This is a genomic window from Rubrivivax benzoatilyticus JA2 = ATCC BAA-35 (assembly GCF_000190375.1).
In the GTDB taxonomy this organism is placed as follows: Bacteria; Pseudomonadota; Gammaproteobacteria; order Burkholderiales; family Burkholderiaceae_C; genus Rubrivivax; species Rubrivivax benzoatilyticus.
In genome coordinates, this window is record NZ_AEWG01000014.1 from 1 (window position 1) to 25,975 (window position 25,975).

Annotated in this window: 26 protein-coding genes and 1 pseudogene; 13 read left to right on the plus strand and 14 right to left on the minus strand. The window is 71.8% G+C overall.

Annotation, left to right across the window (positions count from 1 at the left end; all coding sequences use genetic code 11):
• The 4 genes and pseudogenes from RBXJA2T_RS01235 to RBXJA2T_RS01250 all read left to right on the plus strand — a co-directional run.
• Positions 1–208 (plus strand): annotated as a pseudogene (locus RBXJA2T_RS01235) (pyruvate formate-lyase-activating protein); the annotation flags it as partial.
• An 82-nt stretch (positions 209–290) separates the two neighbouring features.
• The gene (locus tag RBXJA2T_RS01240; protein WP_029719094.1) at positions 291–1,220 is read left to right on the plus strand and encodes a bifunctional enoyl-CoA hydratase/phosphate acetyltransferase; all 930 of its coding nucleotides are present in this window, start codon (positions 291–293) and stop codon (positions 1,218–1,220) included.
• A gap of 7 nt (positions 1,221–1,227) precedes the next feature.
• Positions 1,228–2,121, plus strand: a complete 894-nt coding sequence (locus RBXJA2T_RS01245; RefSeq protein ID WP_039956376.1) for a formate/nitrite transporter family protein — start codon at positions 1,228–1,230, stop codon at positions 2,119–2,121.
• Complete coding sequence (locus RBXJA2T_RS01250) at positions 2,121–2,450, plus strand: hypothetical protein (RefSeq protein WP_009855494.1); 330 nt, start codon at positions 2,121–2,123, stop codon at positions 2,448–2,450. The genes RBXJA2T_RS01245 and RBXJA2T_RS01250 overlap by 1 nt, the downstream gene beginning before the upstream one ends.
• 70 nt (positions 2,451–2,520) lie before the next feature.
• Here the strand turns inward: RBXJA2T_RS01250 and RBXJA2T_RS01255 are convergent, their stop codons facing one another.
• On the minus strand, positions 2,521–3,420 hold the full coding sequence (locus RBXJA2T_RS01255) for a fumarylacetoacetate hydrolase family protein (protein ID WP_029719008.1): 900 nt from the start codon (positions 3,418–3,420) through the stop codon (positions 2,521–2,523).
• A gap of 500 nt (positions 3,421–3,920) precedes the next feature.
• Between RBXJA2T_RS01255 and RBXJA2T_RS01260 the strand changes: the two genes are divergently transcribed.
• Positions 3,921–5,810 carry a bifunctional metallophosphatase/5'-nucleotidase gene (locus tag RBXJA2T_RS01260; RefSeq protein WP_009855496.1) on the plus strand — a complete coding sequence of 630 codons (1,890 nt, stop codon included), beginning with the start codon at positions 3,921–3,923 and terminating at the stop codon, positions 5,808–5,810.
• A gap of 40 nt (positions 5,811–5,850) precedes the next feature.
• Here RBXJA2T_RS01260 and creD read toward each other — a convergent pair whose 3' ends face one another.
• The 9 genes from creD to RBXJA2T_RS01305 form a co-directional block, all read right to left on the minus strand.
• Positions 5,851–7,197, minus strand: coding sequence for a cell envelope integrity protein CreD (gene creD, locus RBXJA2T_RS01265; RefSeq protein ID WP_029719009.1), 1,347 nt, complete (start codon positions 7,195–7,197; stop codon positions 5,851–5,853).
• Between the two features lie 86 nt (positions 7,198–7,283).
• Positions 7,284–8,699 (minus strand): two-component system sensor histidine kinase CreC, encoded by a 1,416-nt coding sequence (gene creC, locus RBXJA2T_RS01270; protein WP_009855498.1) that lies wholly within the window; start codon positions 8,697–8,699, stop codon positions 7,284–7,286.
• A complete protein-coding gene (locus tag RBXJA2T_RS01275) occupies positions 8,700–9,389 on the minus strand; it encodes a winged helix-turn-helix domain-containing protein (RefSeq protein ID WP_009855499.1) in 690 nt (229 codons plus the stop codon).
• A gap of 14 nt (positions 9,390–9,403) precedes the next feature.
• Positions 9,404–10,561, minus strand: coding sequence for a Fic family protein (locus RBXJA2T_RS01280; RefSeq protein WP_009855500.1), 1,158 nt, complete (start codon positions 10,559–10,561; stop codon positions 9,404–9,406).
• Positions 10,562–10,793: 232 nt separating this feature from the next.
• On the minus strand, positions 10,794–11,582 hold the full coding sequence (locus RBXJA2T_RS01285; RefSeq protein WP_009855501.1) for a gluconate 5-dehydrogenase: 789 nt from the start codon (positions 11,580–11,582) through the stop codon (positions 10,794–10,796).
• Positions 11,583–11,602: 20 nt separating this feature from the next.
• Positions 11,603–12,445, minus strand: a complete 843-nt coding sequence (kduI, locus tag RBXJA2T_RS01290) for a 5-dehydro-4-deoxy-D-glucuronate isomerase (RefSeq protein ID WP_009855502.1) — start codon at positions 12,443–12,445, stop codon at positions 11,603–11,605.
• A gap of 26 nt (positions 12,446–12,471) precedes the next feature.
• On the minus strand, positions 12,472–12,933 hold the full coding sequence (locus RBXJA2T_RS01295; protein ID WP_009855503.1) for a NanQ anomerase/TabA/YiaL family protein: 462 nt from the start codon (positions 12,931–12,933) through the stop codon (positions 12,472–12,474).
• A 117-nt stretch (positions 12,934–13,050) separates the two neighbouring features.
• The gene (gene kdgT / locus RBXJA2T_RS01300; protein WP_009855504.1) at positions 13,051–14,031 is read right to left on the minus strand and encodes a 2-keto-3-deoxygluconate transporter; all 981 of its coding nucleotides are present in this window, start codon (positions 14,029–14,031) and stop codon (positions 13,051–13,053) included.
• Positions 14,032–14,083: 52 nt separating this feature from the next.
• The gene (locus RBXJA2T_RS01305; RefSeq protein ID WP_009855505.1) at positions 14,084–15,052 is read right to left on the minus strand and encodes a sugar kinase; all 969 of its coding nucleotides are present in this window, start codon (positions 15,050–15,052) and stop codon (positions 14,084–14,086) included.
• A gap of 416 nt (positions 15,053–15,468) precedes the next feature.
• Here RBXJA2T_RS01305 and RBXJA2T_RS01310 point away from each other — a divergent pair, with 416 nt between their 5' ends.
• Positions 15,469–16,221: a GntR family transcriptional regulator gene (locus RBXJA2T_RS01310; protein ID WP_009855506.1), complete on the plus strand. Its 753-nt coding sequence runs from the start codon at positions 15,469–15,471 to the stop codon at positions 16,219–16,221.
• An 11-nt stretch (positions 16,222–16,232) separates the two neighbouring features.
• Here RBXJA2T_RS01310 and RBXJA2T_RS01315 read toward each other — a convergent pair whose 3' ends face one another.
• Positions 16,233–16,688 carry a hypothetical protein gene (locus tag RBXJA2T_RS01315; RefSeq protein WP_009855507.1) on the minus strand — a complete coding sequence of 152 codons (456 nt, stop codon included), beginning with the start codon at positions 16,686–16,688 and terminating at the stop codon, positions 16,233–16,235.
• A 136-nt stretch (positions 16,689–16,824) separates the two neighbouring features.
• Between RBXJA2T_RS01315 and RBXJA2T_RS01320 the strand changes: the two genes are divergently transcribed.
• Positions 16,825–17,736, plus strand: a complete 912-nt coding sequence (locus tag RBXJA2T_RS01320) for a LysR substrate-binding domain-containing protein (protein WP_009855508.1) — start codon at positions 16,825–16,827, stop codon at positions 17,734–17,736.
• Between the two features lie 30 nt (positions 17,737–17,766).
• Here the strand turns inward: RBXJA2T_RS01320 and RBXJA2T_RS01325 are convergent, their stop codons facing one another.
• Together RBXJA2T_RS01325 and RBXJA2T_RS01330 are read right to left on the minus strand one after the other, a co-directional pair.
• Positions 17,767–18,489 carry a hypothetical protein gene (locus tag RBXJA2T_RS01325; protein ID WP_009855509.1) on the minus strand — a complete coding sequence of 241 codons (723 nt, stop codon included), beginning with the start codon at positions 18,487–18,489 and terminating at the stop codon, positions 17,767–17,769.
• A 64-nt stretch (positions 18,490–18,553) separates the two neighbouring features.
• Positions 18,554–19,108, minus strand: coding sequence for a cyclin-dependent kinase inhibitor 3 family protein (locus RBXJA2T_RS01330; RefSeq protein ID WP_009855510.1), 555 nt, complete (start codon positions 19,106–19,108; stop codon positions 18,554–18,556).
• Between the two features lie 382 nt (positions 19,109–19,490).
• On the opposite strand from RBXJA2T_RS01330, the gene RBXJA2T_RS01335 reads away from it, so the two are divergent.
• Genes RBXJA2T_RS01335 through RBXJA2T_RS01350 form a run of 4 tightly spaced genes read left to right on the plus strand, consistent with a single transcriptional unit; the run spans position 19,491 to position 23,783 of the window.
• The gene (locus tag RBXJA2T_RS01335; protein ID WP_029719011.1) at positions 19,491–20,366 is read left to right on the plus strand and encodes a PEP-CTERM sorting domain-containing protein; all 876 of its coding nucleotides are present in this window, start codon (positions 19,491–19,493) and stop codon (positions 20,364–20,366) included.
• On the plus strand, positions 20,363–20,824 hold the full coding sequence (locus RBXJA2T_RS01340) for a hypothetical protein (RefSeq protein ID WP_009855512.1): 462 nt from the start codon (positions 20,363–20,365) through the stop codon (positions 20,822–20,824). Before RBXJA2T_RS01335 ends, RBXJA2T_RS01340 begins: the two co-directional genes overlap by 4 nt.
• Positions 20,824–22,086 carry a poly-beta-1,6-N-acetyl-D-glucosamine synthase gene (pgaC, locus tag RBXJA2T_RS01345; protein WP_009855513.1) on the plus strand — a complete coding sequence of 421 codons (1,263 nt, stop codon included), beginning with the start codon at positions 20,824–20,826 and terminating at the stop codon, positions 22,084–22,086. The genes RBXJA2T_RS01340 and pgaC overlap by 1 nt, the downstream gene beginning before the upstream one ends.
• On the plus strand, positions 22,083–23,783 hold the full coding sequence (locus tag RBXJA2T_RS01350) for a tetratricopeptide repeat protein (RefSeq protein WP_009855514.1): 1,701 nt from the start codon (positions 22,083–22,085) through the stop codon (positions 23,781–23,783). Before pgaC ends, RBXJA2T_RS01350 begins: the two co-directional genes overlap by 4 nt.
• Here RBXJA2T_RS01350 and RBXJA2T_RS01355 read toward each other — a convergent pair.
• Positions 23,750–24,331 carry a TetR/AcrR family transcriptional regulator gene (locus RBXJA2T_RS01355; RefSeq protein ID WP_009855515.1) on the minus strand — a complete coding sequence of 194 codons (582 nt, stop codon included), beginning with the start codon at positions 24,329–24,331 and terminating at the stop codon, positions 23,750–23,752. The two genes, RBXJA2T_RS01350 and RBXJA2T_RS01355, sit on opposite strands and share 34 nt — an antisense overlap.
• 318 nt (positions 24,332–24,649) lie before the next feature.
• On the opposite strand from RBXJA2T_RS01355, the gene RBXJA2T_RS01360 reads away from it, so the two are divergent.
• The gene (locus RBXJA2T_RS01360; RefSeq protein WP_009855516.1) at positions 24,650–25,504 is read left to right on the plus strand and encodes a DUF1521 domain-containing protein; all 855 of its coding nucleotides are present in this window, start codon (positions 24,650–24,652) and stop codon (positions 25,502–25,504) included.
• A gap of 93 nt (positions 25,505–25,597) precedes the next feature.
• Positions 25,598–25,975, plus strand: a 378-nt coding sequence (locus RBXJA2T_RS01365) for a hypothetical protein (protein ID WP_009855517.1), incomplete at its 3' end; no start/stop codon positions are given.

Below are 25,975 nucleotides of genomic sequence, written 5' to 3' on the forward strand. Positions count from 1 at the left end.
GGAACGCGAGATCCGCGCGCTGGCCGCCTTCGCCGCGAAGCTGGGCAACGTGCAGCGGGTGGACGTGCTGCCGTTCCACCAGATGGGCGAGCACAAGTGGCACGAGCGTGAGCTGAACTACCGCCTGGCCGGCGTGGCGCCGCCGTCCGAAGAGCTGGCCGAGCGAACGCGTTCGCTGTTCCGCGAGGCCGGGCTGGCCGTCGACTGACGCCGGCCCCGGCGTTTCCCACTGCTTACGACACACCGGGTGCCCACCCGGCCGGGCCTGCCTTCGCCTGGAGATCCCCACGATGTCCACCCTCCGCTTGTGCGCCGCGCCAAAAGCGCGTGCGGCCGCTGCCGCGTGCGAAGCGCCGCTGCCGACGGCGCTGGTCTATCCCTGCGACGACATCTCGCTGCGGGTCGCCGTCGAGGCTGCGAGCACCGGGCTGATGGCTCCGGTGCTCGTCGGCCCGGCGGCGACGATGCAGCGGCTGGCGGCGATGCAGGCGCTGGACCTGTCGGGCTGCTGCCTCGTTGACGCCACTTCCGCGCACGCGGCCGTCGAAGTTGCCGCCCAGCTGGCGCGCGACGGCGAGGTCGGCGCGCTGATGCAGGGTGCGCTGCCTGCGGACGAGATGGTGGCCCTCGCGATGCGCAAGGACCACGGGCTGCGCGTCGCGCCACGCCTGAGCCAGGTCGCCGTCGTGCAGGTGCCCGGCCGCGCACGGCCGCTGCTGATCACCGACGCGGCGATCAACGTCTCGCCGTCGCTCGAGGACAAGGCGCAGATCGTGCAGAACGCGATCCGGCTCGCGCAGGCGCTCGGCCTCGCGAGGCCCAAGGTCGCGATCCTGTCGTCGACCGAGGCGGTGAACCCGAAGATCGCCTCGACGCTGGAAGCCGCCGTGCTCTGCAAGATGGCCGAACGCGGCCAGATCACCGGCGGCCTGCTCGACGGCCCGCTGGCGCTGGACGACGCGATCTGCGCCGACACCGCTCGTGCCAAGGGTCTGGCCTCGCCGGTGGCCGGCGACGCCGACATCCTGCTGGTGCCCGACCTCGTGGCCGGAGACCTGCTGGTCAAGCAGCTGCGCCTCTTTGCCGCCGCCGACGCGGCCAGTGTCGTGCTCGGCGCCCGGCTGCCGGTGATCCTGGCCGGCGCCACCGACACGCTGCGTTCGCGCCTCGCGTCCTGTGCACTCGCCGCGCGGCTCGCGGCGGCGCAGCTCTCCCATTGAGAACCCGATGAGTCCTCCGTTGTCTGCGGCCGCCGAAGCGGCCCCCCGCTCGCTGTTCGACCCGCTGGCCCCCGACGCGGTGGCCTGCGCCGCCGAGGAGATGGGCGTCAAGAAGGCCAAGGCCTCGGCCGCCCAGCAGTTCGGCCTGGCCGTGCTCGGCGGCGCCTTCGTCGCGCTGGGCGCGATGTTCGCCACCGTCGCCATCGCCGGCGCCGACCACGTGCTGCCCTGGGGCGTGATGCGCCTGCTGATGGGCGCTGCGTTCTCGATGGGGCTGATGCTGGTCGTCGTCGCCGGCGCGCAGCTCTTCACCAGCGACGCGCTGATGGTCATGGCCTGGGCCAGCGGCCGGCTGGACACGCGGCGCATGCTGCGCGTCTGGACCCTCGTCTGGCTGGGCAACCTGGTCGGTGCGCTCGGCACGGCGCTGATCGTCTTCCTCGGCGGCCAGTACGGCGCCGGGCACGGCGAGGTCGGCGCCAGCGCGCTGTACCTGGCCGCCAGCAAGGCCAGCCTGCCGCCGTTCAAGGCTTTCAGCCTGGCCATCCTGTGCAACGTGCTGGTGTGCCTGGCGACCTGGCTGTCGCTGGCCGCGCGCAGCGTGACCGACAAGATCGTCGCGATGTTCCTGCCGATCACGGCCTTCGTCGCCGCCGGCTTCGAGCACTGCGTGGCCAACATGTACTTCGTGCCCTACGGGCTGCTGGTGCGCTGGTTCGCGCCGGCCGGCTTCTGGGCCGAGCCCGCGGCGCAGGCCCGGCTGGCCACCGAGATCCCGGTGGGCCAGTACCTCGTCAATCTCGGCGTCGTGACGCTGGGCAACTGGGTCGGCGGCGCGCTGCTCGTCGCCGGCGCTTACTGGTGGCTGTACCGCCGCATGTCGGCGGGCGCCAAAGCCTGATGGCCGGCTTCGGCAACCCGAAGGCGACGGCGCGCGACATCGAGCGTGCGCTGCAGCAGGCCGGCCGCGCGCTGGGCCTGGACTGGCACGACGCTGCGGCGGTGCAGGCGCTGGTGGCCGAGACGCTGGACCGGCGCCAGGGCCTGAAGGCCGCCGCCGGACGTTGGCCGCACGGGCACGAACGCCAGCGGCTGAAACTCTGCGCGCTGGTGGTGCTGCGGCGCCGGCTGGAACTGGAGCTCGGTGCGGCCGATGCGCCGGGCGCGGCCTGGACGACGCTGTCGCGCGCGCTGGACCGCGAAATCGAAAGCCGCCTCGCGGGCGGCTGAAGCGGGAACCGCCGCCGGGTCGCGGCGGCATCGTGAAAGCCCGCCGCCTGGTGGCGGCGGCGGGGGCCGGTCAGGCGGCCGCAGTCTCGGCGAGCAGCAGGCTCACCGGGTCGTCTTCGACTTCGGGCGCCTCGTCGACGATCACGTTGCTGAGGCGGCCGATGCCCGAGATCTCGACCTCGATCGTGTCGCCGTCGTTCATGAACAGCGGCGGCACACGCTTCTTGCCGACGCCGCCGGGCGAGCCGGTGATGATCACGTCGCCGGGCGACAGCGCGCTGAAGGTGCTGATGTATTCGATCAGCTCGGCCACCGGGTGCAGCATCGCGGCGGTACTCTCGTCCTGCACCTGCTGGCCGTTGAGGAAGGTGCGCAGGCGCAGCTGCTGCGGGTCGGGGATCTCGTCGGTGGTCACGATCCACGGGCCGAAGGCGCCGGTGTCGTGCCAGTTCTTGCCGGCGGTGAACCAGGTGTGCTGCCAGTCGCGCACGGAGCCGTCCATGTAGCAGGCATAACCGGCGACGTGCTGCAGCGCGTCTTCGCGCCGGATACCGCGGCCGCCGGTGCCGATGACGACGGCGAGTTCACCTTCGTAGTCGAACTCGCGGCTCTGCAGCGGCTTGACGACCGGGCAGCGGTGGCCGGTCTGCGAGTCGGGGAAACGAATGAACAGCGTCGGTGCCGGGTTGCTCTCGTTGAACTCCTGGCGCTTGGCGGCGTAGTTCATGCCGACGCAGAAGATCTTGTTCGGACGGTCGATGACCGGCAGGAAGACGACGTCCTGTTCCTGCAGGTCGGCGGCGGCGTGTTCGTGCTGGCGCGCCAGCGCCAGGCCGTCGGGCGCGGCGAGCAGCGCGCGCAGCGTGGGGAAGCGGCTGCCCAGGCGCCGGCCGAGGTCGACGATGCCGTGTTCGTTGCGGATGCCGTAGCTGCGTTCGCCTCGGCGGTCGCGGAAGCTGAGCAATTTCATGAGGTCCTCTGAAAACGCTAGGGCATCGGCGTGCTCGTCGTGTCCGTAGCAAAAAGGGTTGCGATGGCGACCACTGTAGGAAACGAGTCGATATCTTCATAGACTCAATTCCGAGGTTTCAGAGTTGCCACAAAAGGCATTGCATTACGGCGCGATGCTCTGTTGTGGGCGAGGCGTTTGCCGCCGCGCATCGGCCTGCCTCGGCCCTGGCTCCTGTCAATGCGTGGGCGGGCTTGGACCACATCCTCGTCGTCTGCGGTTCGAGCCGTGCCGACCGCGTCGGCATCCGCCCGGCGCAGTTCATCGTCGGCGCCGGAACGGATCGATGCCCTGGCGGCGGGCCTGCCGATGCCGGGCCGCATGGACAAGGAGTGCCCGGCCGGTGCCGCCGTGCCGAGCGGCCGGCCCCGCAACCGGGGAGTGCCGGGGGCGCCGGTGTCATCCGGCTTTCACCGGCCGCCGGAATCATCTGCCGTCTTCATGACCTCCGGTGACCCCTCATGTCCCTGATCCCGCGACTGCGCCCGGCATCGCTGCGGCGCGCTGCACTGTTCGGCATCACCTCGCTGGCCGTTGCCGCGCTGTCGGCCTGCGGCGGAGGCGATGACGAGCGCTACCCGGCGATCGAGATCAACATCGCCCACGTCAACGACCACCACTCGCAGCTCGAGCCCTTCAGTGCGTTCGAGATGAAGATCGGCGGCGAGGCCACGCAGGTCGAGCTCGGCGGCTTCTCGCGCCTGACGACGCTGTTCAACGCCCAGGCCGGCACGAAGAACCTCTTGAAGCTGCACGCGGGCGACGCCGTCACCGGCACGCTGTACTACACCTTCTTCAAGGGCGAGGCCGACGCGAAGATGATGAACACCGTCTGCTTCGACGCGTTCGAGCTCGGCAACCACGAGTTCGACGACGGCGACCAGGCGGCGCGCAACTTCATCGACATGCTGCATGCCGGCAGCTGCAAGACCCCGGTGCTCGGCGCCAACGTCGTGCCCGCCAGCGGCACGCCGCTGAACCCGTCGGGCAGCCCGCTCGTCCAGCCGTACACGATCAAGACCTACGACGGCGTCAGGGTCGGCATCGTCGGCATCGACATCGCCGGCAAGACGACGAACTCCTCGCGCCCGCTGTCGACGACGCAGTTCCTCGACGAGGTGACGACCGCTCAGAAAACCATCGACGAGCTCAAGCGCCAGGGCATCCGCCACATCGTGCTGCTGACGCACCAGGGCTACGAGGCCGACAAGGCGATGGCCGCGCAGCTGAGCGACGTCGACGTCATCGTCGGCGGCGACTCGCACACGCTGCTCGGCGACTTCAGCGCCTTCGGCGTCGCCAGCTCGGGCGCCTACCCGACGCAGGTCACGAACAAGGACGGCGCCAAGGTCTGCATCGGTCAGGCCTGGGAGTACGCCAAGGTCTTCGCGCTGATGAACGTGAAGTTCGACGACCGGGGCGCGGTCGCCAGCTGCGGCGGCAATGCCTCGCTGGTGATCGGCGACCGCTTCGCGCGCAAGAACGGCTCGGGCAGCTTCGTCGCGGTGGACGAGGTCACCCAGGCGAACATCGTCGCCGGCCTGGCCAACGAGCCGCGCGTCAAGGTCACGACGCCCGATGCCGACGCGGCGGCGCTGCTGGCGACCTACACCTCGCAGGTGGCGGCCGAGAAGACCAAGACCATCGGCTCGGCGAGCGAGGCGCTGTGCCTGGTGCGTGTGCCGGGCGAGTCGACCAACCGCTCGTCGGGGGTCGCCGGCTGCATCGAGGCGGGGGCGCAAGCCAACCTGCAGGCGCGCGGCAGCGACGCGGCGCAGATCGTCGCCGAGGCCTTCCTGGCGGCCAGCCGGCGCGCGCACTTCGCGCTGCAGAACGCCGGTGGCGTGCGCGTGCCGCTGAGGGCCGGCACGCTGACGATGAACGACGCGTTCACGCTGCTGCCGTTCACCAACGTGCTCGTCGAGATCGACGTCACCGGCGCGCAGATGGTCGCGGCGCTGGAGGACGCCGTCGCCAACCACCTCGACAACGGCCAGTCCAGCGGCTCGCATCCGTACGCCGCCGGTCTGCGCTGGAACCTGGACATGAGCCAGCCCAAGGGCAGCCGCTTCAGCCAGGTGCAGGTGAAGGACCGTGTCACCGGTGCCTGGTCGGCGATCGACCCGGCGCGGACCTACACGCTGGTGACCAACGACTTCATCGCCGCCGGCCAGGACGGTTACCGCACGCTGGGCACGGTCTACGCCACCGGCGCCTGGGTGAACACCTACCTGCTCTACACCCAGACCTTCGCCGACTACGTGAAGGCCCAGGGCACGGTGGCGCGCCCGGCGCGGGCGGACTACTCGCACCAGCAGGTGAGGACGGCGGCGGGGGTGGTGCTGCCCTGAACGAGCGGCGGGCGGGCGGCGGTCGTGCCGCCCGCCCGGCTCAGACCTCCGGCGCCGCCGGCGCCGCCGGGGCCGCCCCCAGCCGGTACCAGTCCAGCCGCCGCGTCAGCAGCATCACCGCCGCCAGCGCCGCGAACAGGCCCAGCGAGCCGACGAGCAGCGCCGTCTGCTCGCGCAGCAGCAGCAGGTACAAGAGGCCGTAGAGCAGCGCCATGCCGGCGCCGAACAGCCAGCCGTCTCGCACGCCGCCCAGCATGTGGCGGCCGTAGCTGCCCAGCAGCAGCACGCAGGCGGCCGCGGCGAGGCCGTAGGCGGCGGCAAAGGGAAGTTGCTCCGACAGCGCCAGCAGCAGCAGGAAGAACAGCGCCAGCGCCAGCCCGACCAGCGCGTACTGCACCGGGTGCACGCGGCGCACGCGCCGGCGCGCCAGCGTCTCGGCCAGCGCCACCGCGGCGAAGGTGAGCACGACGAACAGCAGGCCGTACTTGATCGCGCGGTCGGCCAGCACGTACGGGTTCACCGGGTCGGTGAAGGTCACGGCCAGCGTGTCCAGCGAGCCCAGGCGCGGCTTCTCGCCGCCGGCCTGCTCGACGATCTGCGCCGCGTTGCTGGCCAGCGCGCTGACCGACCAGCGGGCGTCGAAGCCGTCGTCGCGCACCTCGCGGGTCACCGGCAGGAAACGGCCGCCGAAGGACGGGTGCGGCCAGTCGGCGGCCAGCGTCCACTGCACGCTGCGGGCGGCGGGCACGACGGCCAGCTCGGCGGTGCCGACGAGGTCCAGCGTCACGTTCAGTTCCAGCGCGCCGCCGTCGGCCAGCGCGGCCGGCAGCCCGGCGTGCAAGCCGTCCTTCCAGGTCTTGTGGCCGGTGCCCGGCTGCAGCTCCAGCGTGCGGCCGGCGAGCTGGATGCGCGCGCTGCGCAGCCCGCGCGGGTCGGACACCGCCACCCAGACCGTCGGTGCCTGGCAGCTGACGCGGCCGCCGGCGTTCTCGGCCCTGGGCTGCAGCACCGCCAGCTGCGGCCAGCGCGCCTGCAGTTCCAGCCGGGCGTTGTAGCCGTTCACCTTGAACAGGCCGCGGTAGCGTGCGTCGGCCTGGGTCTTCGTGCTGGCCACCAGCTCGGCAGGCACCGCCTGCAGCGCGAAGCCGCGGCGCGCGACCTCGGTGCGGCTGCCCTGCACGACCTCCCATTCCTCGACGCACTGGCGCTGCAGCACCGGCCCCATCAGCGTCTGCGCTCCGGCGTACGACTGCTGCACGCTGTCGACCGCCTCGTGCTGGTAGACCTGGCGCTCGTCGACCAGCCAGCCGATGCGCGCCAGCACCACCGAGATCAGCACCACCGTGGCCAGCACGGCCATCACCTTCACCACCACCGGGTTTCGCATCGTTCCTCGCTCCGTTGTTTCACGATGCGCCGCAGTCTGGCCAGCGGCGGTGAAGCGGCGATGGGCTGCGTGAAGCGGGCGTGAAGTCAGGGGAAGCGGAACACGACGCGCAGCCCCGGCGCGGCCGGCTCGAAGCCGACGCTGCCGCCGTGCAGCCACAGCACCTGGCGCACGATGGCCAGGCCCAGGCCGCTGCCGCGGCCCTCGCCGGTGCTGAAGAAACGTTCGCCCAGGCGCGCCAGCGCGTAGTCGGGCACGCCGGGGCCGTGGTCGCGCAGCGACCATTCCAGCGTGCCGCCGTCGTGCCGCACTTGCACCTCCAGCGGCGTGCCGGCCGGCGCATGGGTGATGGCGTTGGCGAGCACGTTGGAGATCGCCAGCCGCAGCCGCTCGGCGTCGCCCATCACGACGGCGACCTCGGCCGGCAGCCGCAGGCGGTCGCCGGCGCCGTGGGCCTGGGCGACCTCCCGCGCCAGCACGTTCAGGTCCACCGGCACGCGCGCCGGCAGCGCCTGCAGGCTCTCCAGCTTGGACAGCTCGAGCATCTGCTCGACGATGGCCTGCAGCCGCCGCGCCTGCGTGTCGACCTGCTGCACGAAACGCCGGCGGTCGGCCTCGGGCAGGTCCTCGTGCAGCAGCTCGGCGGCGCCGCGGATGCCGGCCAGCGGCGTCTTCAGCTCGTGGGTCAGCGCACGTACCTGGTGTTCGAGCTGCTCGCGGCCTTCCAGGCGCTGGCGCATGCGGTCCATGGCCTGCGCCAGCTCGCCGAGTTCGCCGCCGAGTGCGGGCGGCGCCGGCGGCGTGCGGCGCGGGCCTTCGGGCCTCTCGCCGACGGCCTGCGCGTAGGCGCGCAGCCGGCGCACCGCGTGCACCGCCCACAGCGTGACCACCACGCCGATCGCCAGCGACAGCCCGAGCAGCAGCACGCCGGCCCACAGCACCTTGCGTTCGGCACGTTCGACGAAGGGCATGATGCTCGCCAGCGGCTTGGCGACGACGAGCACGCCGACGGTGCGGCCGCCGCTGCGCACCGGCGCGGCGACGTGCATCACCGAGCTCTCGTCGCCGGCACCGTTGCGCGTGGTGCGCGCGCCGTACTCGCCGCGCAGCGTCAGCAGCACGTCGCGCCAGCGCGAGTAGTCCTGGCCCACGGCCGGCGGCGTGCCGGAGTCGAAGACCACGCGGCCGCCGGCGTCGGTGACGACGACACGCAGGTCCAGCGTCGTCTTGTGCAGCCCCCAGATCTTCACGTCGACCTCGCGCGCCGCGTACTCGCGCACCGCGCCGGCGAAGGGCCCGTCGCCGAGCGTGCCGCCGGCCGGCAGCGCTGCCAGTTCGGGCGCGGCGACCTCGGCCAGCAGGTTGGCGCTGTCGACCATCACGTCTTCCATCACCTCGCGCACGCTGGGCTTGATCTCGGTGACGAAGACGCGCAGCACGAAGAAGGCGGCCAGCCCGGTGATCGCGGCGAAGGCGAAGAACAGCCGCAGGCCGATGTGCATTCAGCCCTCGCCGTCGGCCAGCGTGTAGCCCAGGCCGCGGTGGGTGGCGATCGGGTCGGCGCCGGCGTGCACCTCGCGCAGCTTGGCACGCAGCGTCTTCACGTGGGTGTCGACGGTGCGGTCGGCGGCTTCGGCCTGCGTGCCCCAGACGCGGTCGAACAGCGCCTCGCGCGACAGGATGCGGCCGCGCGCCAGGATCAGCTCGCGCAGCAGGCCGTACTCCAGCCGCGTCAGCGCCAGCACGGCGCCGCGGTAGCGGATGCGCTGGCCGGGCTCGTCGAGCTCGAAGACCTGCGGCGTGGCGCGCGGCATCGCGGCGCGGCGCAGCAGCGCGCGCACACGGGCCACCAGCTCGCGCGGGCTGAAGGGCTTGGGCAGGTAGTCGTCGGCGCCGGCTTCCAGACCGAGCACGCGGTCGATCTCCTCGCCGCGTGCCGTCAGCACCAGCAGCGGCAGCGTCGCGACGCGCGCGTCGCCGTCGGCGCGCCAGCGCCGCAGCAGGTCCAGCCCGTTGCCGTCGGGCAGCGCGACGTCGAGCACCGCGGCCGCGGGCAGGGTGCGGCGCAGCGCCGCGTCGGCGTCGCGCAGCAGCGTCACCGCCTCGACGGCGAAGCCGTCGCGCTCCAGCGCGAAGGCCACGGTGCCGGCGATCGCGTTGTCGTCTTCCAGCAGCAGGATGCGGGGTTTCATCGCTCGGCTTTGCCTCAGGCCGGCCGGGCCAGCGCCGGCGGCACGAACCCCTGATCGGTCAGCGCCTTGACGACGCCGCGCAGCAGCGTGCTGTGCATGAAGCCCAGCGTGTACTGGCGTGCCCCCGGCCGCACCGGCTGCAGCATGCCGCTGTCGAGCAGCTTGCGGATCTGGTAGGTGCGCTGGTTGGCGTTGAGGCCGGGCAGCGCGGCGTCGAGGTCGCCGGCCTTCAGCGTGCCGGCCTCGATCGCCAGCTGCAGCACGGCTTCTTCCTGGGCGGTGATCAGCTGGCGTTCGCGCGCGTGGGCCAGTGCGGGCAGCAGCACCACCTTCTGCAGATGCGCATAGTCGGCCAGGCGGGCGACTTTCTCGAGTTCGTCGCGGATGCCGCCGAGCACGTAGGTGCACCACGATTCCAGCGCCGCGTCCTGGCCGCTGTCGGCCTGCGCCAGCATCGCGTAGTAGCTGTTGCGGTCGGCGCAGAAGACGGCCGCGGGGTTGAGCAGCCGGCCGGCGGCGCTGACCTGAAAGCCGTACTTGATCAGCATCGCGTAGGTCAGCAGCCGCACGACGCGGCCGTTGCCGTTGCTGAACGGGTGGATCCAGGCGAAGCGGTGGTGCGCCAGCGCGACCTTCATCAGGTCGTACTTGGGCGCGTCGGGCCGGTTGACGAAGTCCACCAGCTCGCTCATGTAGCCGGGCACCTGCACGGCTTCGGGCGGCTGGTGCTCGGCTTGGGCGATGCGCACCGGGCCGCCGCGATAGCAGCCTGGCGTGCGGTCGCCCTCGCGTTCGAGGCCCTGGACCGTGGTCGTGTGCAGCCCGCGCAGCAGGTGCTCGCCGAGCGCCGAGCCGGGTTCCACGGTCTCTTCCAGCTGACGCATCGCGGTCTCGATGTTCTCGATCTCGCGCAGCGGTTCGCCGTCGGGCCGTCCCGGCACCACCTTGGCTTCGACGTAGTCAGCCAGCGTCGTGTGGTTGCCTTCGATGCGCGCCGACGCCAGGCTTTCGAGCAGATGGAACACCTGCTTGAGCTGCATGAAGACCGGCGGCGGCGTGCTGCCGCGCAGCTCCAGCCGGCGCAGGTGCTCCAGATCGGTCAGCACGTCCAGCAACGGCGAGTCGAACCGCGGGTTCAGCAGTCGCAGATCGTGGTGATGGAACTGGGGCATGGTGGCTCGGGATCTTGAATCCGGCTTCCGATGAATCTTGAATGGCGGATCAGGATCTGTTGAATGACAACATCTTAGAGCGAATTCTGGTGTCACGAAAACTCGCATGTGCGCTGCGAGGATCTTGAATGCTCTGGCCCGCCGATGTGTGCCGGTTCGCCGCCGACGCGCGATGAAGAACGCCCCCGGAACCGCGTGTGCGGCGCCGGGGGCGTCGTGGGGAAGTCGAGCCTTAAGGCTGCTTGCCGATGTAGGCCAGGATGCCGCCGTCCACGTAGAGCACGTGGCCGTTGACGAAGTCCGAGGCGCTGGAGGCGAGGAACACCGCCGGGCCCTTCAGGTCCTCGGTGCGGCCCCAGCGGTTGGCCGGGGTCTTGGCGAGGATGAAGCTGTTGAACGGGTGGCCGGGCGTGCGCAGCGGCGCGGTCTGCGGCGTCTCGATGTAGCCCGGGCCGATGCCGTTGCACTGGATGTTGTGCGCGCCGTACTCCGAGGCGATGTTGCGCGTCAGCATCTTCAGCCCGCCCTTGGCGGCGGCGTAGGCCGAGACGGTCTCGCGGCCCAGCTCGCTCATCATCGAGCAGATGTTGATGATCTTGCCGCCGCCCTTGGCGATCATCGCCGGGATCACCGCCTTGGCCAGGATGAACGGCGCCGTCAGGTCGATGTCGATGACCTGACGGAACTCGCTGGCCGCCATCTCGTGCATCGGCACGCGCTTGATGATGCCGGCGTTGTTCACCAGGATGTCGATCGTGCCGACCTCGCGCTCGATGCGCGCGACCATCTGCTGCACCGCCGGCTCGTCGGTGACGTCGCACAGGTAGCCGTGGGCGGTGATGCCGGCGGCCTTGTAGGCCGCCAGGCCCTGGGCCAGGAACTCTTCGTTGATGTCGTTGAAGGCGATCGTCGCGCCGGCCTCGGCCAGCGCGCTGGCGAGAGCGAAGCCGATGCCGTAGCTGGCGCCGGTGACGAGCGCGACCTTGCCCTTCAGGGAGAAGGCGTCGGGGTAGAAGCTCATGGTCTGTCCTTGCTCGAGCGTCAGCGCAGGTCGCCGATCGCGATGTGGTCCATGTCGTCGAAGGTCTGGTTCTCGCCGCCCATCGCCCAGATGAAGGTGTAGGCCGAGGTGCCGCAGCCCGAGTGGATCGACCACGACGGCGAGATCACCGCCTCCTCGTTGTGCACGAGGATGTGGCGCGTCTCCTGGCCCTCGCCCATCATGTGGAACACGGCCTGGCCTTCGGGGATGCCGAAGTAGGTGTAGATCTCCATGCGGCGCTCGTGCGTGTGCGCCGGCATCGTGTTCCAGACGTTGCCGGGCTCCAGCTGCGTGAGGCCCATCGACAGCTGACAGGTCTCCAGCACGTCGGGGTGGATGAACTGGTTGATGACACGCTTGTTCGCCGTCGCGGTGTCGCCCACCGGCTTCTTCTTCGCGTCGGCGATCGAGATGAAGGTCGTCTTGCAGGCTTTGTGGGCCGGCGCGCTGACCATGTAGAACTTGGCCGGCCGCGACGGGTCGGCGCTGCGGAAGACGACTTCGCGCGTGCCTTGGCTGACGTACAGGCAGTCCTGGAAACCGAGCTGGTAGCGCACGCCGTCGGCCTCGACCGAGCCGGCGCCGCCGATGTTGAAGATACCGAGCTCGCGGCGCTCGAGCACGTAGTTCGTGCCGAAGGTCTTCATGCAGGCGATGCCCTTGTCCAGCGGCACCGCCTCGTCGACCGGCATGCAGCCGAAGGTCACCATCCGGTCGACGTGGCTGTAGACGGCCTGCACGGTGTCGGGCAGGTACAGGTTCTGGATCAGGAACTCGCGGCGCGTCTCTTCGGTCGTGTAGCGCTTGAAGTCCCGCTGGTTGGTGGAATAGCGGATGTCCATGATGGTTCTCGTGTCGGTGGCGTGGGTCAGGCGAGGACCTTGACCACGACCTTGCGCACCTTGCGGCTGCGGTCGTCGCAGCAGCCCGGGCGGTGGATGTCGGTGGGGTGGAAGATGGCGTAGCTGCCGGGGCCCAGCAGCAGGTCGGTCTCGTCGGCGACCGAGGCGAAGAACTGCACGTCGCGTTCGGCGAGCAGGTCTTCCTCGACGGCGCCGCCGTGGTTCAGCGGCGCGTAGCCGATGACCTCCAGCCCGCGCGCGACGTACTGGATGTCGATGTAGCGGGCGTGCGATTCGGCGCGCTTGTGGGCCTTGGGTTCGGTGTCGTAGTCCTGGACCAGCGCGAACAGGCGGTCGCCGTCGAGGTCGAAACGCCCGGCGGGCAGGCTCTCGATGTCGGTCTCGGCGAGAAAACGAAGGCCGCGCACCAGCGCGGCGGGCAACTGGTCGGCCTCGCGGTCGAGCAGGGAGATGTGGCTGAGGAACATGGCGGATTCCGCTGCGGTCCTGGGGTTCGGAGTGGCCGGCCGGCGTGCTTCCGGCCGGGGGCGCCCGGCGCGTGCGGCCAGAACCGGCACCTCACGCGCGGGGCGACGTGGTCGGGCTCAGGCCGTGGCCGGCTGGGTCTTGGTGTCGCCGCGAGCGGCCATGCGCTTGGCCCACAGGCCGGTCAGCACGGGCACCAGGATGGCGGTGGTCAGGCAGGCGGCGGCGACCAGCGAGGTCGCGGCGGCGGCGGCCGGTTTGAAGGCCGGCACCATCTCCGCGATGATCATCGGGTTGGCCACGGCGGCGCCGGCGGTCGACGAGGCGGCGAGGCCGGCGGTGCCGTTGCCGCCGCCGATCAGCTTGTCGGCGATCATCAGCGGGATGCCGGTGACGACGATCACCATCAGGCCCAGCAGGATGCCGCCGAGGCCGGTCTGCGCGATCACGTTCAGGTTGATGCCGTTGCCCAGCGCGAAGCCGAAGAACGGGATCAGCACGTGCACGCACTTGCCGAAGAACTCCTTCAGGTCCTTGTCGAGGTTGCCCAGCGCGAAGCCGATCAGGAAGGGCAGCACCGCGCCGGCGAACAGCCGCGGCTCGAAGCTGGCGACGCCGGCGGCGCCCAGGATCAGCATCGACACCAGCGGGCCCGACTCGACCGACATCAGGACGAAGGCGCCCGCCTCCTCCTTGGTGCCGTACTGCTGCATCACCGCGGCGTAGAGGCCGCCGTTGGTCATGTCCATCGCGGCGCAGATGGCCAGCGCGGAGAAGCCGGCGAAGAGGCCCGCCTGCACGCCGTCCATCGGCAGCCACTGCGCGGCCATCCAGGTGGCGGCCCAGGCGACCAGCGTCTTGACGACGACGAGGTTGCCCGACTTGCGCAGCACCGTGCCGGTGGCGCGCAAGTCGATCGTCGCGCCCATGCAGAAGAACCACACTGCCAGGATCGGCACCGTGCCCGTGATCAGCCCGTTGGTGAACGAGCCGAAGTACTTGCCGGCGTCCGGGAAGAAGGTCTTGGTCAGCGCGCCGAGGATCAGCGGCACCAGCATCAGGCCACCGGGGATCCGGTCGATTGCCTTCTTGATGTTCATGGACGTACCCCTTGTGTGCAGAGAAAGCCGGTGGGGCCGGCAGGGTGGAGCGCTACGGGCGGTCTGCGGCCGTTTCCGTGGCGTAGACGTCGGGGGTGGCCTCGGCCGGGATGATGGCGCCGCGGTGCTGGACCACGGCGCCGGCCACCCGGTGGGCCCGGCGGGCGCTTTCGGCCGGGGCCAGGCCCAGCATGCGTCCGAGGAGATAGGCGCCGGAGAAGCTGTCGCCGGCGGCGGTGGTGTCGACGACCTGCGGGATGCAGGTCGCGGCGACCGATTCGACCTGGCCGCCGTGGATCAGCGTGCAAGGCTTGGCGCCGTCCTTGATGACGACTTCGAGCTGCGTCAGCGGGCGGAAGTGCGCCGCGCCGGCCGCCGGGTGCGGGGCCACGCCCAGCACCTCCAGTTCCTCGACCGTCACCAGCACGCGGCGGGCGAAGCCGAAGACACGTTCGTAGACGGCGCGTGTCGTGGCCACGTCCTCCCACAGCAGCGGGCGGTAGTTGCAGTCGAAGTCGATCGTCTTGCCGGCGGCGGCCAGGTCGGCCAGGCGCACCAGCAGGCGCTCGCGGCTGGCCGGGCGCAGCACCGCCAGGCTGATGCCCGACAGGTAGATCGCGTCGAAGCTGGCGAGCGACTCGAGCAGCGCGTCCGAGCCTTCGCACTCGAAGGCCTCGCGCACCGCGGCCTCGCCGCGCCAGTAGAAGAAGCGGCGCTCGCCGGCGGCGTCGGTCTTGATGAAGTACAGCCCCGGGCGGCGGCCGGTGCGGCGCATCGTCAGGCTGTCGTCGACGCCCTGGGCGCGCCAGAACTCGGCCATCGCGCTGCTGAACGGGTCGTCGCCGATGGCGCTGACGTAGTGCACGAAGCGGCCGAGGCGCTGTCCCAGGCGGGCCATGTAGACCGCGGTGTTCAGCGTGTCGCCGCCGAACGCCTGGCTGACGCTGCCGTCGGCACGCTCTTGCAGTTCGACCATGCACTCGCCGATCGCGGCGACGCGCAGCACGGGGCTCTTGTCCATCTCTCGGTCCTTGCCAGCGGTCTCCCGGTCGCCAGCCTCGTGGGCCGGTCGCCGGTTGTTGCGCCGCTCGCATCGGGCCTGCCGTCAGGGCGTCTGTGCGCCGTCTTGCGGGTCAGGTGGGCGGTCTGTATGCATGATATACAAGGAGTATTTGGTATACATAGCGATCTTTGAGGCGTTTGACCTAGTGTTTTCACTGATTCCATGACGACCGGACTTGACGTGCGGTGCGGCGCGATCCCGGCGCCGTTTCGGCGGCCCGTCGTCGGCGGTGACCGGGCTCGGCAGCCCGGCTGGCGAGCCCTCTGACGCGGCCAAGCCCCTGTCGGGGTGGCCATATATGTAATATGCGAGAACTGCTCGCCGGAGCGGGCGCCATGCGGCGGCCGCGTTTCGCGGGCCCAGGAAGGGATCCCATGGCGGACTGGACCATCGGTGGCGACGCACGGCGCGTGGCCGCCGCGAACGGCGCGAGCCTCACGGCCGCGCAGCTGGTGCACGAGCGCCTGCGCGACGAGATCGTGTCGCTGCAGCGCCGCCCCGGCGACGTGATCTACGAGAAGGAGATCGCGCAGGAAGCGCAGGTCAGCCGCACCCCGGTGCGCGAGGCGCTGCTGCGCCTGGCCGACGAGAAGCTGGTCGAGATCGTGCCCAAGTCGGGCACCATCGTCGCGCGCATCCCGGTGGCCAAGCTGCCGGAGATCATCCTGGCGCGCACCGCGCTGGAGACGATCACCGTGCGTGCCGCCGCCGAACGCGCACGCGGCTCCGACATCGCCGGGCTGCGCGCGCTGATCGAGCTTCAGCGCGAAACGCTCGAAGCCGGCGACCAGGCCGGCTTCCACGCCGCCGACGAGACCATGCACCGCGCCATCGCCGAGGCCGCCGGCCTGCCCGGCATCTGGGAGATGGTGCAGCAGATCAAGGTCCAGCTCGACCGCTTCCGCCGCCTGACGCTGCCGCAGCCGCATCGCATGGAGCTGGCGCTGGACGAACACGCGGCGCTGGTCGACGCCATCGCCGCGCACGACGCCGACACCGCGGTGGCGCGGGTCAGCGCGCATCTCGAAGGGCTGACCGCCAGCCTGGCGACGATCCGCGAACTCAACCCCGACTACTTCGCCGGCGACGTGGAGGCGGTCTACACGCGCTGGGCTGCGGTGGCCTGAGGGCCGCGCTCTCAGCCGCGCGCGGCTGCCACGCGCCGGCGGGCCGCCAGCCGCCGCCCGTCGCGAAGGCTGCTCAGCATCAGCGCCAGGTTGGCGCTGCCGGCCAGCAGCTCGACGCCCTGCAGCGCGAAGAACGCCGTGTCGAAGCGCCCGGCCGATGCCCAGGTGTCGAGCAGCAGCGCGCAGGGCACGAGCACCAGCAGGCCGTTGGCCGCGACGAGCCGCATGCGCCGCCGCTTGGCTTCGACGAGAGGGTCGCGGCGTGTGCGCGCCAGCCGGATGCCGCTGCCGCCCAAGGCGGCCATCGCCGGCACCAGGAGCCACAGCCCGGGCGTGACGATCGCCGCCTTGACGCCGGCGATGGCCTCGGCGCTGCCCAGCAGCTCGACGGCCAGCGTCGAGACCAGGAAGGTGGCGACGCACAGCGGCGCGACAGCGGCGGCCGCGACATGAAGCGTCCTGGACATCGGGTTCCTCCATCGTGAAGGGCCGGCTGGCCCGTCGAGCGTCACTCTAGGAATCCGCCGCGGCCGTGCCCAGCCCGCCGGGGGCGACACACTGTCTTGGATCCGTTGACAATCACCGCGTACACGGAGGCCGGTAATGGACCGTTTCGAGGCGATGCGCGCCTATGTCCAGGTGGTCGACAGCGGCAGCTTCACCCGGGCCGCACAGCAGCTCGGTCTGCACAAGGCCAGCGTCAGCCAGCAGGTGCAGCAGCTCGAAGCCAAGCTCGGCGTGCGGCTGCTGACGCGCACCACGCGCAAGGTGACGCCGACGACCGAGGGCCTGCGTTTCCACGAGCGGGCGCGGTCCATCCTGCAGCAGCTCGACGAGGCCGAGACCACGCTGCGCCAGGGCAGCCGGGCGCTGCAGGGCCAGCTGCGCGTGGACGTGCCGGTGGCGGTCGGGCGGCTGCTGTTCGCGCAGGAGATCCGCGGCTTCCTCGACAGCCATCCGGGCATCGACGTCGAACTCGGCTGCACCGATCGGCGTGTCGATCTCGTGGCCGCCGGGGTCGACTGCGCGCTGCGCGGCGGCGAGCTGCCCGACTCGGGCCTAGTCGCGCGCCCGGTCGGCGCGCTGCGCTTCGTGCTCTGCGCGGCGCCGCGCCATCTCGAGCGCCACGGCGTGCCGGCCACGCCGCAGGCCCTGGCCGCGCATCCGCAGGTGGGCTTCGTCGCCGGCTCCACCGGCCGGCTGCGCCCGCTGCGGCTGCGGCGCGACACCGCGTCCGTCGAGCTCGAGCTGCCGGCGCGCCTGGTCACCACCGACAGCGCCGCGGCGTTGTCGGCCGCGCTCGACGGCCTGGGTGTCGTGCAGCTGGCCGAGTTCGTCGCCGCGCCGCACCTGGACAGCGGCGCGCTGGTGCGCGTGCTGCCGGGCTGGCGCTGCGCGTCGCTGCCGATGCACTGGCTGACGCCGCCGCCGCGCCGGCGCCCGGCGCGTGTGCAGGCTTTCCTCGAATGGGCCGACGCGATGCTGCTGCGGCGGCTCGGGCCGCACCTGGACTGACGCGCCGCGGCGCGGCCGCCGCCGGGTCCGTCAGCCGCCGAGGCGCCGCGCCATGTCTGCCTTGCGCGCGAGCATCTTCTCGGCCAGCGCCGCACTGCCGCCGTGGCCGAGCACGCAGGCGCGCACCGCGGCGTCGTCCAGCCGCGTGACGATCGTGATCGCCTCGTGCAGCTCGGCCTCGCCGATCTCGCCGAAGAGGCGGCTTGCGTGCCGGTTGTCGGGGTCGTGGCGCAGGCGGTCGAGTTCGCCGACCTCGTGGCCGAAGGCGCGGCCCTTGGGGCTGCCCTGGGCGCGGAACTCGAGCGCGCCGCCGACGTCCAGCGTCAGCACCGTGCCGCCGGTCACGCCCTGGTTGTCGCCGTCGTAGCCGGCGGCATCCCAGTTGGCGGTCCAGGCGTGCACGCCCAGCCAGCGCCGGGCCTGGCGGCGTTCGGCCTCGTCGAGCTGGCCGACGTTCTTCTTGTCGAGCACGACGAACTCGGTGGCCACCTGGTCGGCGGCCCGCGTGCGCAGGTAGCGCAGCGTCGGCGCGCCGGCCAGGCGGTAGAGCTGGGCCGCGAGCCACTCGTTGCGCGCCAGCGCCGGGCTCTCCAGCTCCTTCACGTAGTAGCGGCGCCCAGCCTCGTCGCGGTAGACACCGGCCGGGTTGCTGCCCAGGCGGCCGCCGACGCGCTGCAGCGTGGCGGTGTCGAGCACACGCGCGGCGGCATCGGGCGCGGGTTCCGGCGGTTCGGGACGCACGAACGGGTTCACCAGGGCCCCCTTCGGCCGGGCGGCCGGCCCCGCCGAGCGGGAATGCGCCCCGACTCCCGAGGGCTCATGGCAGCGGGCGCGTGCGCTGCACCAGCATCATCTGGGCCGGTGTCTCGATGGCCCCGTGGCGCGCGCGGCGCACGTCGCGGATGGCCTGCTCGGGGGCGACGCCGAGCTCGGCCAGCAGCCGCGCGGCGATCATGCCGGCGCGGCCCAGGCCGCCCTTGCAGTGCACGAGCACGTCGTCGCCGGCGCGCAGCAGGGCGCGGATCTCGGCTCCGGCCTGCACCCACTGGCGCTCGAAATGTTCGCCGGGCACGCCGAAGTCGGGAATCGGCAGGTGCTGCCAGGCGATGCCGCGGCGTCTGACCTCGTGGCCGAGCTGCGGCACCTTCAGCGACGACAGCTCCGCCGGCTCGACCAGCGTCAGCACCAGCTTCGCGCCCCAGGCGGCGATCGTGTCCAGGTCCATGCCCAGGTCGCGCGCCCAGGCGCCGGTGGCGGCGCTGCGGTCGTGCTTGCCGGGGCAGAAGGTGATGCCGATGCGCCCGTGCGCGGGACTGGCGCGCACCGCGGCGATCTGCAGCGGGTGGCTGTGGCTGGTGCGGGCGGTGGTCACGGTGCGGTGCTCGAGACGACGCGCCGATGCTGCCACAGCGCGGCGCCGCGGCCCGGGGTCAGCCGGGTTGGCGGGCCCGCCGCCGATCCGCCGCAGCGCGGAGGGCGAGGGGTCGCCGAACCATCTTCGCTGCCGGTGATCGCTGCGGAAGATCAAAGCCGAGCCTTCGGCGGCGTGTCGTATTGCACGCCCAGGCCCTGAAACAGGGCCGAAGCTGTGGTTCAACCACCTGAATCGGGGTGCACAGCCGGCCGGATTTGTTTGACATTGTTTCAAACAACGCAATGTCAGGATTGACTGCAGTTTTTGTAGCCTATAAAGGCGCCGCGCAAACGGTGCCTTCGAACACCCCGGCGCCTGCGGTCGCACCGCCCCGATCACCATGTCCGACACCCGAATCTCCCGCCTGAAGCTCAGTGTGCTGGCCTGTGCCGCCGGCCTCCTCGTCGCCGCCGCCCCGGCGGCACTGGCGAGCCCGCTGAACCTGTCTCCGCTGTACGCCGGCAGCTACGCCAGCGGCAGCGGCGCCGACGCCAGCTTCGTGCAGATCGACGGCAACTGGCAGGGCAGCACCGTGCTCTGGAACGAGGCCACGCAGAGCTACGGCAGCGGCAGCGCGATCGGCAGCTACGGCTGGGGCACCGGCCTGTGGGGCCGCGCCGACTGGCAGGCGGTGCAGGCCGCGGCGGCCGGCGGCGGCGGTGCCGGCGCGCCGGACATCATCTCCAGCTGGAGCGGCCTGTCCTCGGCGATCAACTACGGCAACGGCTGCTACAACGGCGCCCATTCGGCGCAATGGGGCCCGGCGACCCCGGTGCCGCTGAGCCAGGACAGCGGTGTCTGCGGCGACGACGCCAACGGCAACTGGACCTCGCACTTCGAGGGCTTCATCCGCATCACCGAGGCCGGCCTCTACAACTTCTCGGTGCTCTACGACGACGGCTTCTTCTTCCGCCTGCTGGGCCTGGAGGAGACGCTGGAGATCGGCAAGGACTTCCTCAACCCGCGTGACCGACTGGGCTTCGCCGAGGACCTGTTCCTGACCCCGGGCCTGTACGGCTTCGAGCTCGGCAGCTGGAACCGGCTGCAGGCCGGCGTCGTCGACCTGCGCTACAGCTACCAGGGCAGCGACTGGACGCTGGTCGACCCGCAGAACCTGCTGCCGACCTCGGCGGTGCCTGAACCTTCGACGCTGGCGCTGCTGCTGCCGGCCCTGGCGATGCTGGGGCTGCGCCGCACGATCGGCCGCCGCGCATGACCCCCCCGCTCCCGCACACAGCCGCTCGGCCCGAGCGGCTGACGGCGGCGCGTCGCCTGCTGCATGCGCTGGTCGTGCTCGCCGGCTGGGTGCTGTTCGTCTGGGGCTGGGAGCGGGTCCTCGCCGGGCGCCCCGACTTCGCCGAACTGCTGCTGCTGATCGGCGGTGCGCTGGTGCTGGTGCCGGTGCTGACGCTGTCGTGGGTGCTGCACAACGTCGGCATCTACCGCCGCAAGGGGCCGCGGCGCAGCAGCGCGCGGGTGGCGCTGGACTACCGCCACGACTTCAACGGCCGCCACATCGACGCCGACTGGGCCATGCTGGCCGGCGCCCGCCGGGTGTGCATCCGCAACGACGGCGCGCACAAGCGCTTCGAGCTCGTCGAGCCGCCCGCAGAACGCAGCGCGCTGGCGGCCGCCGTGCCGCCGCGGCGCGAGCAGCGCCAGGAGGTGCTCTGATGGAAGCGTGGCTGCTGGCCGTGCAGACCACGGCCTGGTACGGCTGGGTGCTGGCCTTCTTCGCGATCTACCCGATCGTCACCAGCCTGATGTGGATCGTCACCGCACTGATCTTCCGCGTGCGCTGGGAGGAGACCGTCGGTCCCGACCCGAAACGATCCGACGCCGACCTGCCTTTCGTCAGCGTGCTGGTGCCGGCGCACAACGAGGAGGCGGTGATCCGCCGTTCGGTCGAGTCGATGCTGCGCATGGACTACCCGCATTACGAGGTCATCGTCGTCGACGACGGCTCGACCGACGGCACGCTGGCGGCGCTGGAGCCGTTGACGGCCGACCCGCGGCTGCGCCTGGTGCACAAGGCGAACAACGAAGGCAAGGCGATGGCGCTCAACGACGCCATCGCGCTGGCGCGCGGCGAGATCCTGATGGGCCTGGACGCCGACGCCGAGCCCGACGCGCGCATGCTGCGCTACATCGTCCCGCACTTCGACTCGCCACGCGTGGCCGCCGTCACCGGCAATCCGCGTGTGCGCAACACCGGCAGCTTCCTGGCGCGGCTGCAGGCGGTGGAGTTCTCGTCGATCGTCAGCCTGCTGCGCCGTGCGCAGCGCGTCTGGGGCCGCATCGTCACCGTCTCGGGCGTCGTCGCGGCGCTGCGCCGCAGCGCCGTGCTCGACGTCGGCGGCTACAGCCCCGACATGCCCACCGAGGACATCGAACTCACCTGGCGGCTGCAGAAGCGCCATTACGACGTGCGCTACGAGCCGCGTGCGCTGTGCTGGATGACGGTGCCGCTGTCCTACCGCGGCCTGTGGCGCCAGCGCCTGCGCTGGGCGCGCGGGCTGATCCAGGTGCTGCGCAAGCATGCCGACGTGCTGGTCACGTGGCGCAGCCGGCGGCTGTGGCCGGTGTTCGTCGAGTCCTCGCTGTCCATCCTGTGGTCGGTGTGTTTCGTGCTGCTGGCGACGCTGTGGACGCTGTCCTGGGCGGTCGGCCTGCCGCCGGTCGGCGCCTCGCCGATCCCCAACCTCTGGGGCATGGCGATCGCGACGCTGTGCATGCTGCAGCTGACGGTCGGCGTCTGGATCGACCGCCGCTACGACCCCGGCATCACCCGCTTCCTGCCTTACGCCGTGTGGTATCCGCTGATCTACTGGGCCTTCCTGGCCGTCACGACCGTCGTCGCGCTGCCGACCTTGTTCCGCCGCCCGGCGACCCAGGCCGTGCGCTGGAGCACCGCGCGTGTCGGGAGGGGCTCGTGAGCCCGCGCCTGGCACCGTTGCTGCTGGCGCTGGCCGCCGCTTTAGCCGCCGCGCCGGTGGCCGCCGCGGGCCGCGCCGAGGCCCGCGCCGCCGCCGAGCAGCGCGACTGGGCGCAGGCGCTGCCGCTGTACACGCAGCTCGTCGCCGCCCACGGCGACGACGTCGACCTGCTGATCGAGGCGGCGCGCGTGCACGGCTTCGCCGACCGCAACGCCGAGGCCGCGGCGCTGTACCGGCGCGCGCTGGCCCAGGCGCCGCAGCGGCGCGCCGACATCGTGCCGTCGCTGGCCTGGCAGAGCCTGTGGAGCGGCCGCGCGGCCGAGGCCGAGGCGCTGTTCGCCGAACTCGTGCCGGGCACCGCCGGCGCCACGCGGGCCGCGCTGCTCGACGGCCTGGGCCAGGCGCGCCAGGCCGGGGGTGACGCCGCCGGGGCCGTCGCCGCCTTCACCGAGGCGCAGGCCCTCGCGCCCGACGACGTGCGGCTGCAGCGCCGGCTGGCAACCGCTCGGCTGTGGAGCGGCGACGAAGCCGGCGCCGTGCGCGAACTCGAAACACTCGCCCGCCGTTTCCCGGCCGACCGCGACCTGGCCTGGGCGCTGGCCAACGCGCGCAACTTCGCCGGCGCGCCCCGCGCGGCGCTCGCCGGCTTCCTGGCGCAGCCGGCGCCGGTGCACCCGGGCGAACGGGCCGACCTCGCCCGCGCCTGGTGGTGGGCCGGCTACGAAGAACGCGCCTGGCCGCTGCTGGCCGAGCCGACCGACGCCGAGTCGGCCTGGCTGCGCGACTGGCGCATCGGCCGCGAGCTGCGGCCTTTCGGCTACGCCGGCTTCGAGGCCTCCGAAGACAAGGACGAGCTCGACACGCGGGCCTGGACCGTCGGCGGCGGCTGGCATCCGGCGCCGGGCGCGACCGTCGACCTGCAGACCCGCCGGCTGACGCTGGACGACGCCAACGGCGACCCGGCGGCCAACCAGGTCGCGGCCTCGCTGCGCTGGCGCGTCGGCGAACCGGGCAGCCCGGCGGGCACCTGGTGGCCGTCGATCGCGCTGCGGGCGGCCAACTTCGACGGCTGGCATCCGGTGCTGCCGACGCTGCGCCTGACCGGCGTGCCCGCCGACCACTGGCGCGTCGACGCCCAGGCCGCGCGTGAACTCGTCGAGGCCCCGCGTGCCGTCGCCAACCGGGTCACGGTGGACTCGCTGGCGCTCGGCGTCGACTTCCGCCCGACCGGGCCCTGGTCCTATGCCGGCTCGGGTGCGGTGCAGCGTTTCGACGACGGCACGACGCGGCTGCGCCTGCGCGGCCGCGCCGAACGCACGCTGCCGTTGCGCGGCCTGTCCGCCGGCGTCGAGGCCAACCTCATCGAGCGCAGCGCCGGCGACGACGACGTCGACCGCGGCTACTGGAACCCCGACCGCTACCGGGAACTGCGCGCCTATCTCGCGTGGTCGCGCGAATGGCGCCCGGTCGACCTGGAACTGCGCGCCGGCCTGGGCATGGCCCACGAGACGGATACCGCCGGCAATCGCAGCACCGCGCATCCGAACTTCTGGGAACTGGCGCTGGGTTGGGACCTGTCGCCGTCGGCGCGGCTGCGTCTGGCGATGGGCGGCAGCGGCCAGCGCATGGCCACCGGCGACTCGGCCGGCGGCTATTGGCGCCGTTACCTGACGCTGGGCCTGAACGTCTGGCGCTGAGCGTCGAGCGCGGCGAAGGCCTCGGCCAGGCTGCGGCCGAGCGTCGGGGTCAGGGCCTCGACCAGGCGTGGCGTCGGCAGGCTGGCCAGTGGTTCGGCGCGCAAGACGTGGCGCATCACCGCGGTACCGAGCAACTGCGCGCCGATCAGCTGCGCACGCTGCACGCCGTCCTCGTCGTCGAGCAGCGTCGCGATGCCCTGGCGCAGCTGGCACTCGATGGCCTGCTGCAGCGTCGTCGGCGGTTCCTGCGCCGCCAGCGCGGCATGCAGCGCCGCTGCGAGCTCACGGCCTTCTTCGCCGTGTTCCCAGATCTCCAGGTAGCGCTCGACGATGCCTGCGGCCAGAACCTCGAACGCGTGTTCGTCCAAACGGGGCGCCGGCAACGTTGGCGGCTGGGTCGGCACCTCGGGTTCGGCCGCCCGGCGGCGCTCGGACAGCGTCAGCAGCTTCTCGCTGACGCCGTCGACGATCACGTAGCCGAGCCAGGAGCCGCTGCCGAGGCCGACCAGCGCCAACCAGATCTCGAACTCGCTCAGGATGCCGTCCACGGACCGATGAAGAAGTGAGGGGCGCCGCCGCCGGCGTCGTCGATAGGCGCGACCGGGCGAAGGCCGCCCTCCGTCGCAGGGCATGCAAGGGGCGGCGGGGCGAGACACCGATTCTGGGCAGCGCACCCCGCGCTTGCCTTCCGGAGATGGCCGGCGAAGACCCCGCAATTCCGGCCCTGGCGACGTGCGCCTGCCCGCGGGTGCCGCTGCCGGCTTCGGGCAGGTCTTGAGGACCGATCCCAGGCTGCGCTCGACGCGCACTCGGGCTGCAATCACGACACCGAGCCCGGAGGTCCGGGCCGTCCAGGAGCTTGAACGATGTCGCTGAACACCCTGCCGGCAGGCGCCGGCATCGCCGCCGGCGGCTGCATGCCGCCGCGTGTCGACCCCTCCAACCCGAGCAACGCCAGCACGCGGCTCGAAAACGGCGTCGCCGTCTTCGAGAACGACAACTACCGCATCACCGCCGGCGACGACAACCAGGTTCTCATCCAGAACAAGGTGACCGGTGAGACCTACCGTGCCTGGGGTGACCCGCACATGGAGATCGACGGCAAGCAGGCCTTCGACTTCTGGGGCACGACCAGCTTCGTGCTCGACGACGGCACCAAGGTCACGATCGAGACCACGCCCTGGGCCGCCAACCCGGCGATGACGCTGTCGTCCAAGGTGACGATCACCAACGGCGACTACGGCGTGCAGATCACCGGCGTCGACACCAACACCCGCGGCGATCTCGCGATCGACGAAGGCCGCGGCTGGGGCCGTGCCGTCGACTGGGCGGTCGACGACGGCAACACGCTCTACGAGAACGCCTTCGGCAAGGGCTTCGTCGGCATCGACGACCAGGGCCGCATCCGCCAGGTCGACCAGAGCTTCATCAACGAGACCGACCTGATGAAGGGCGGCCGCCTGACCGAGCAGTACCGCGACGCCTTCCGCGCGCTGGGCGGGCTGATGACGATCAGCTTCGTCGGCGCCTTCCTCGGCACGCTGGCGGCCCTGTCGAACGCGTCGAACGCCGAAGGCCGCCACGACCCGCGGCCGCGACTGCCCGACACCGGCGGCACCGACACCTGGGCCGGCGGCACGCCGTCGCGCCGCTTCGACGAGACCGGCCCGGCCTTCCCGCTGCTGCGCCTGACGCTGATGCTGGCGCGCCTGGGCGGCTGACACAGGCTGTTGCCGCCGCCCCGGGCGCGATCCCAGGGTGGCGGCACGCGGGGCTTCTGATGAAGTCCGGGGTTCGCTCCGGTCCCCTGTCGCATGTCCCCGCCGCCGTTCCGCTTCGACCTCGTCTGGCCCCAGGGCCGCGCCCGCCTCGAGCTGCCGGGGGCCGGCGACCCCGATTCCGACCTCGACGCCGCGCGTGCGCTGGCCTCGGCGCTGGACGCGCTGGCGGCGCTGGAGCGCTGGATCGGCACGCCGCTGGACGATCTGCGGCCCGCCCGCGCGCCGGCAGCCGCCGGTGCCGTCGGCCTCGGCTGGGGCGAGGGCGGCCGGCTGCTGCTGCCGCCCGCGCTGCTGCCCTGGGGACGGGCGCCATCGGCCGCGCTGCGGCTGGCCTGGCCGGTGTGGACCGTGCGCGTGTGCGTGCAGACGCTGCCCGCCGGGCGGGTTCCGCCGGCGGCGCTGGTGCCGGGC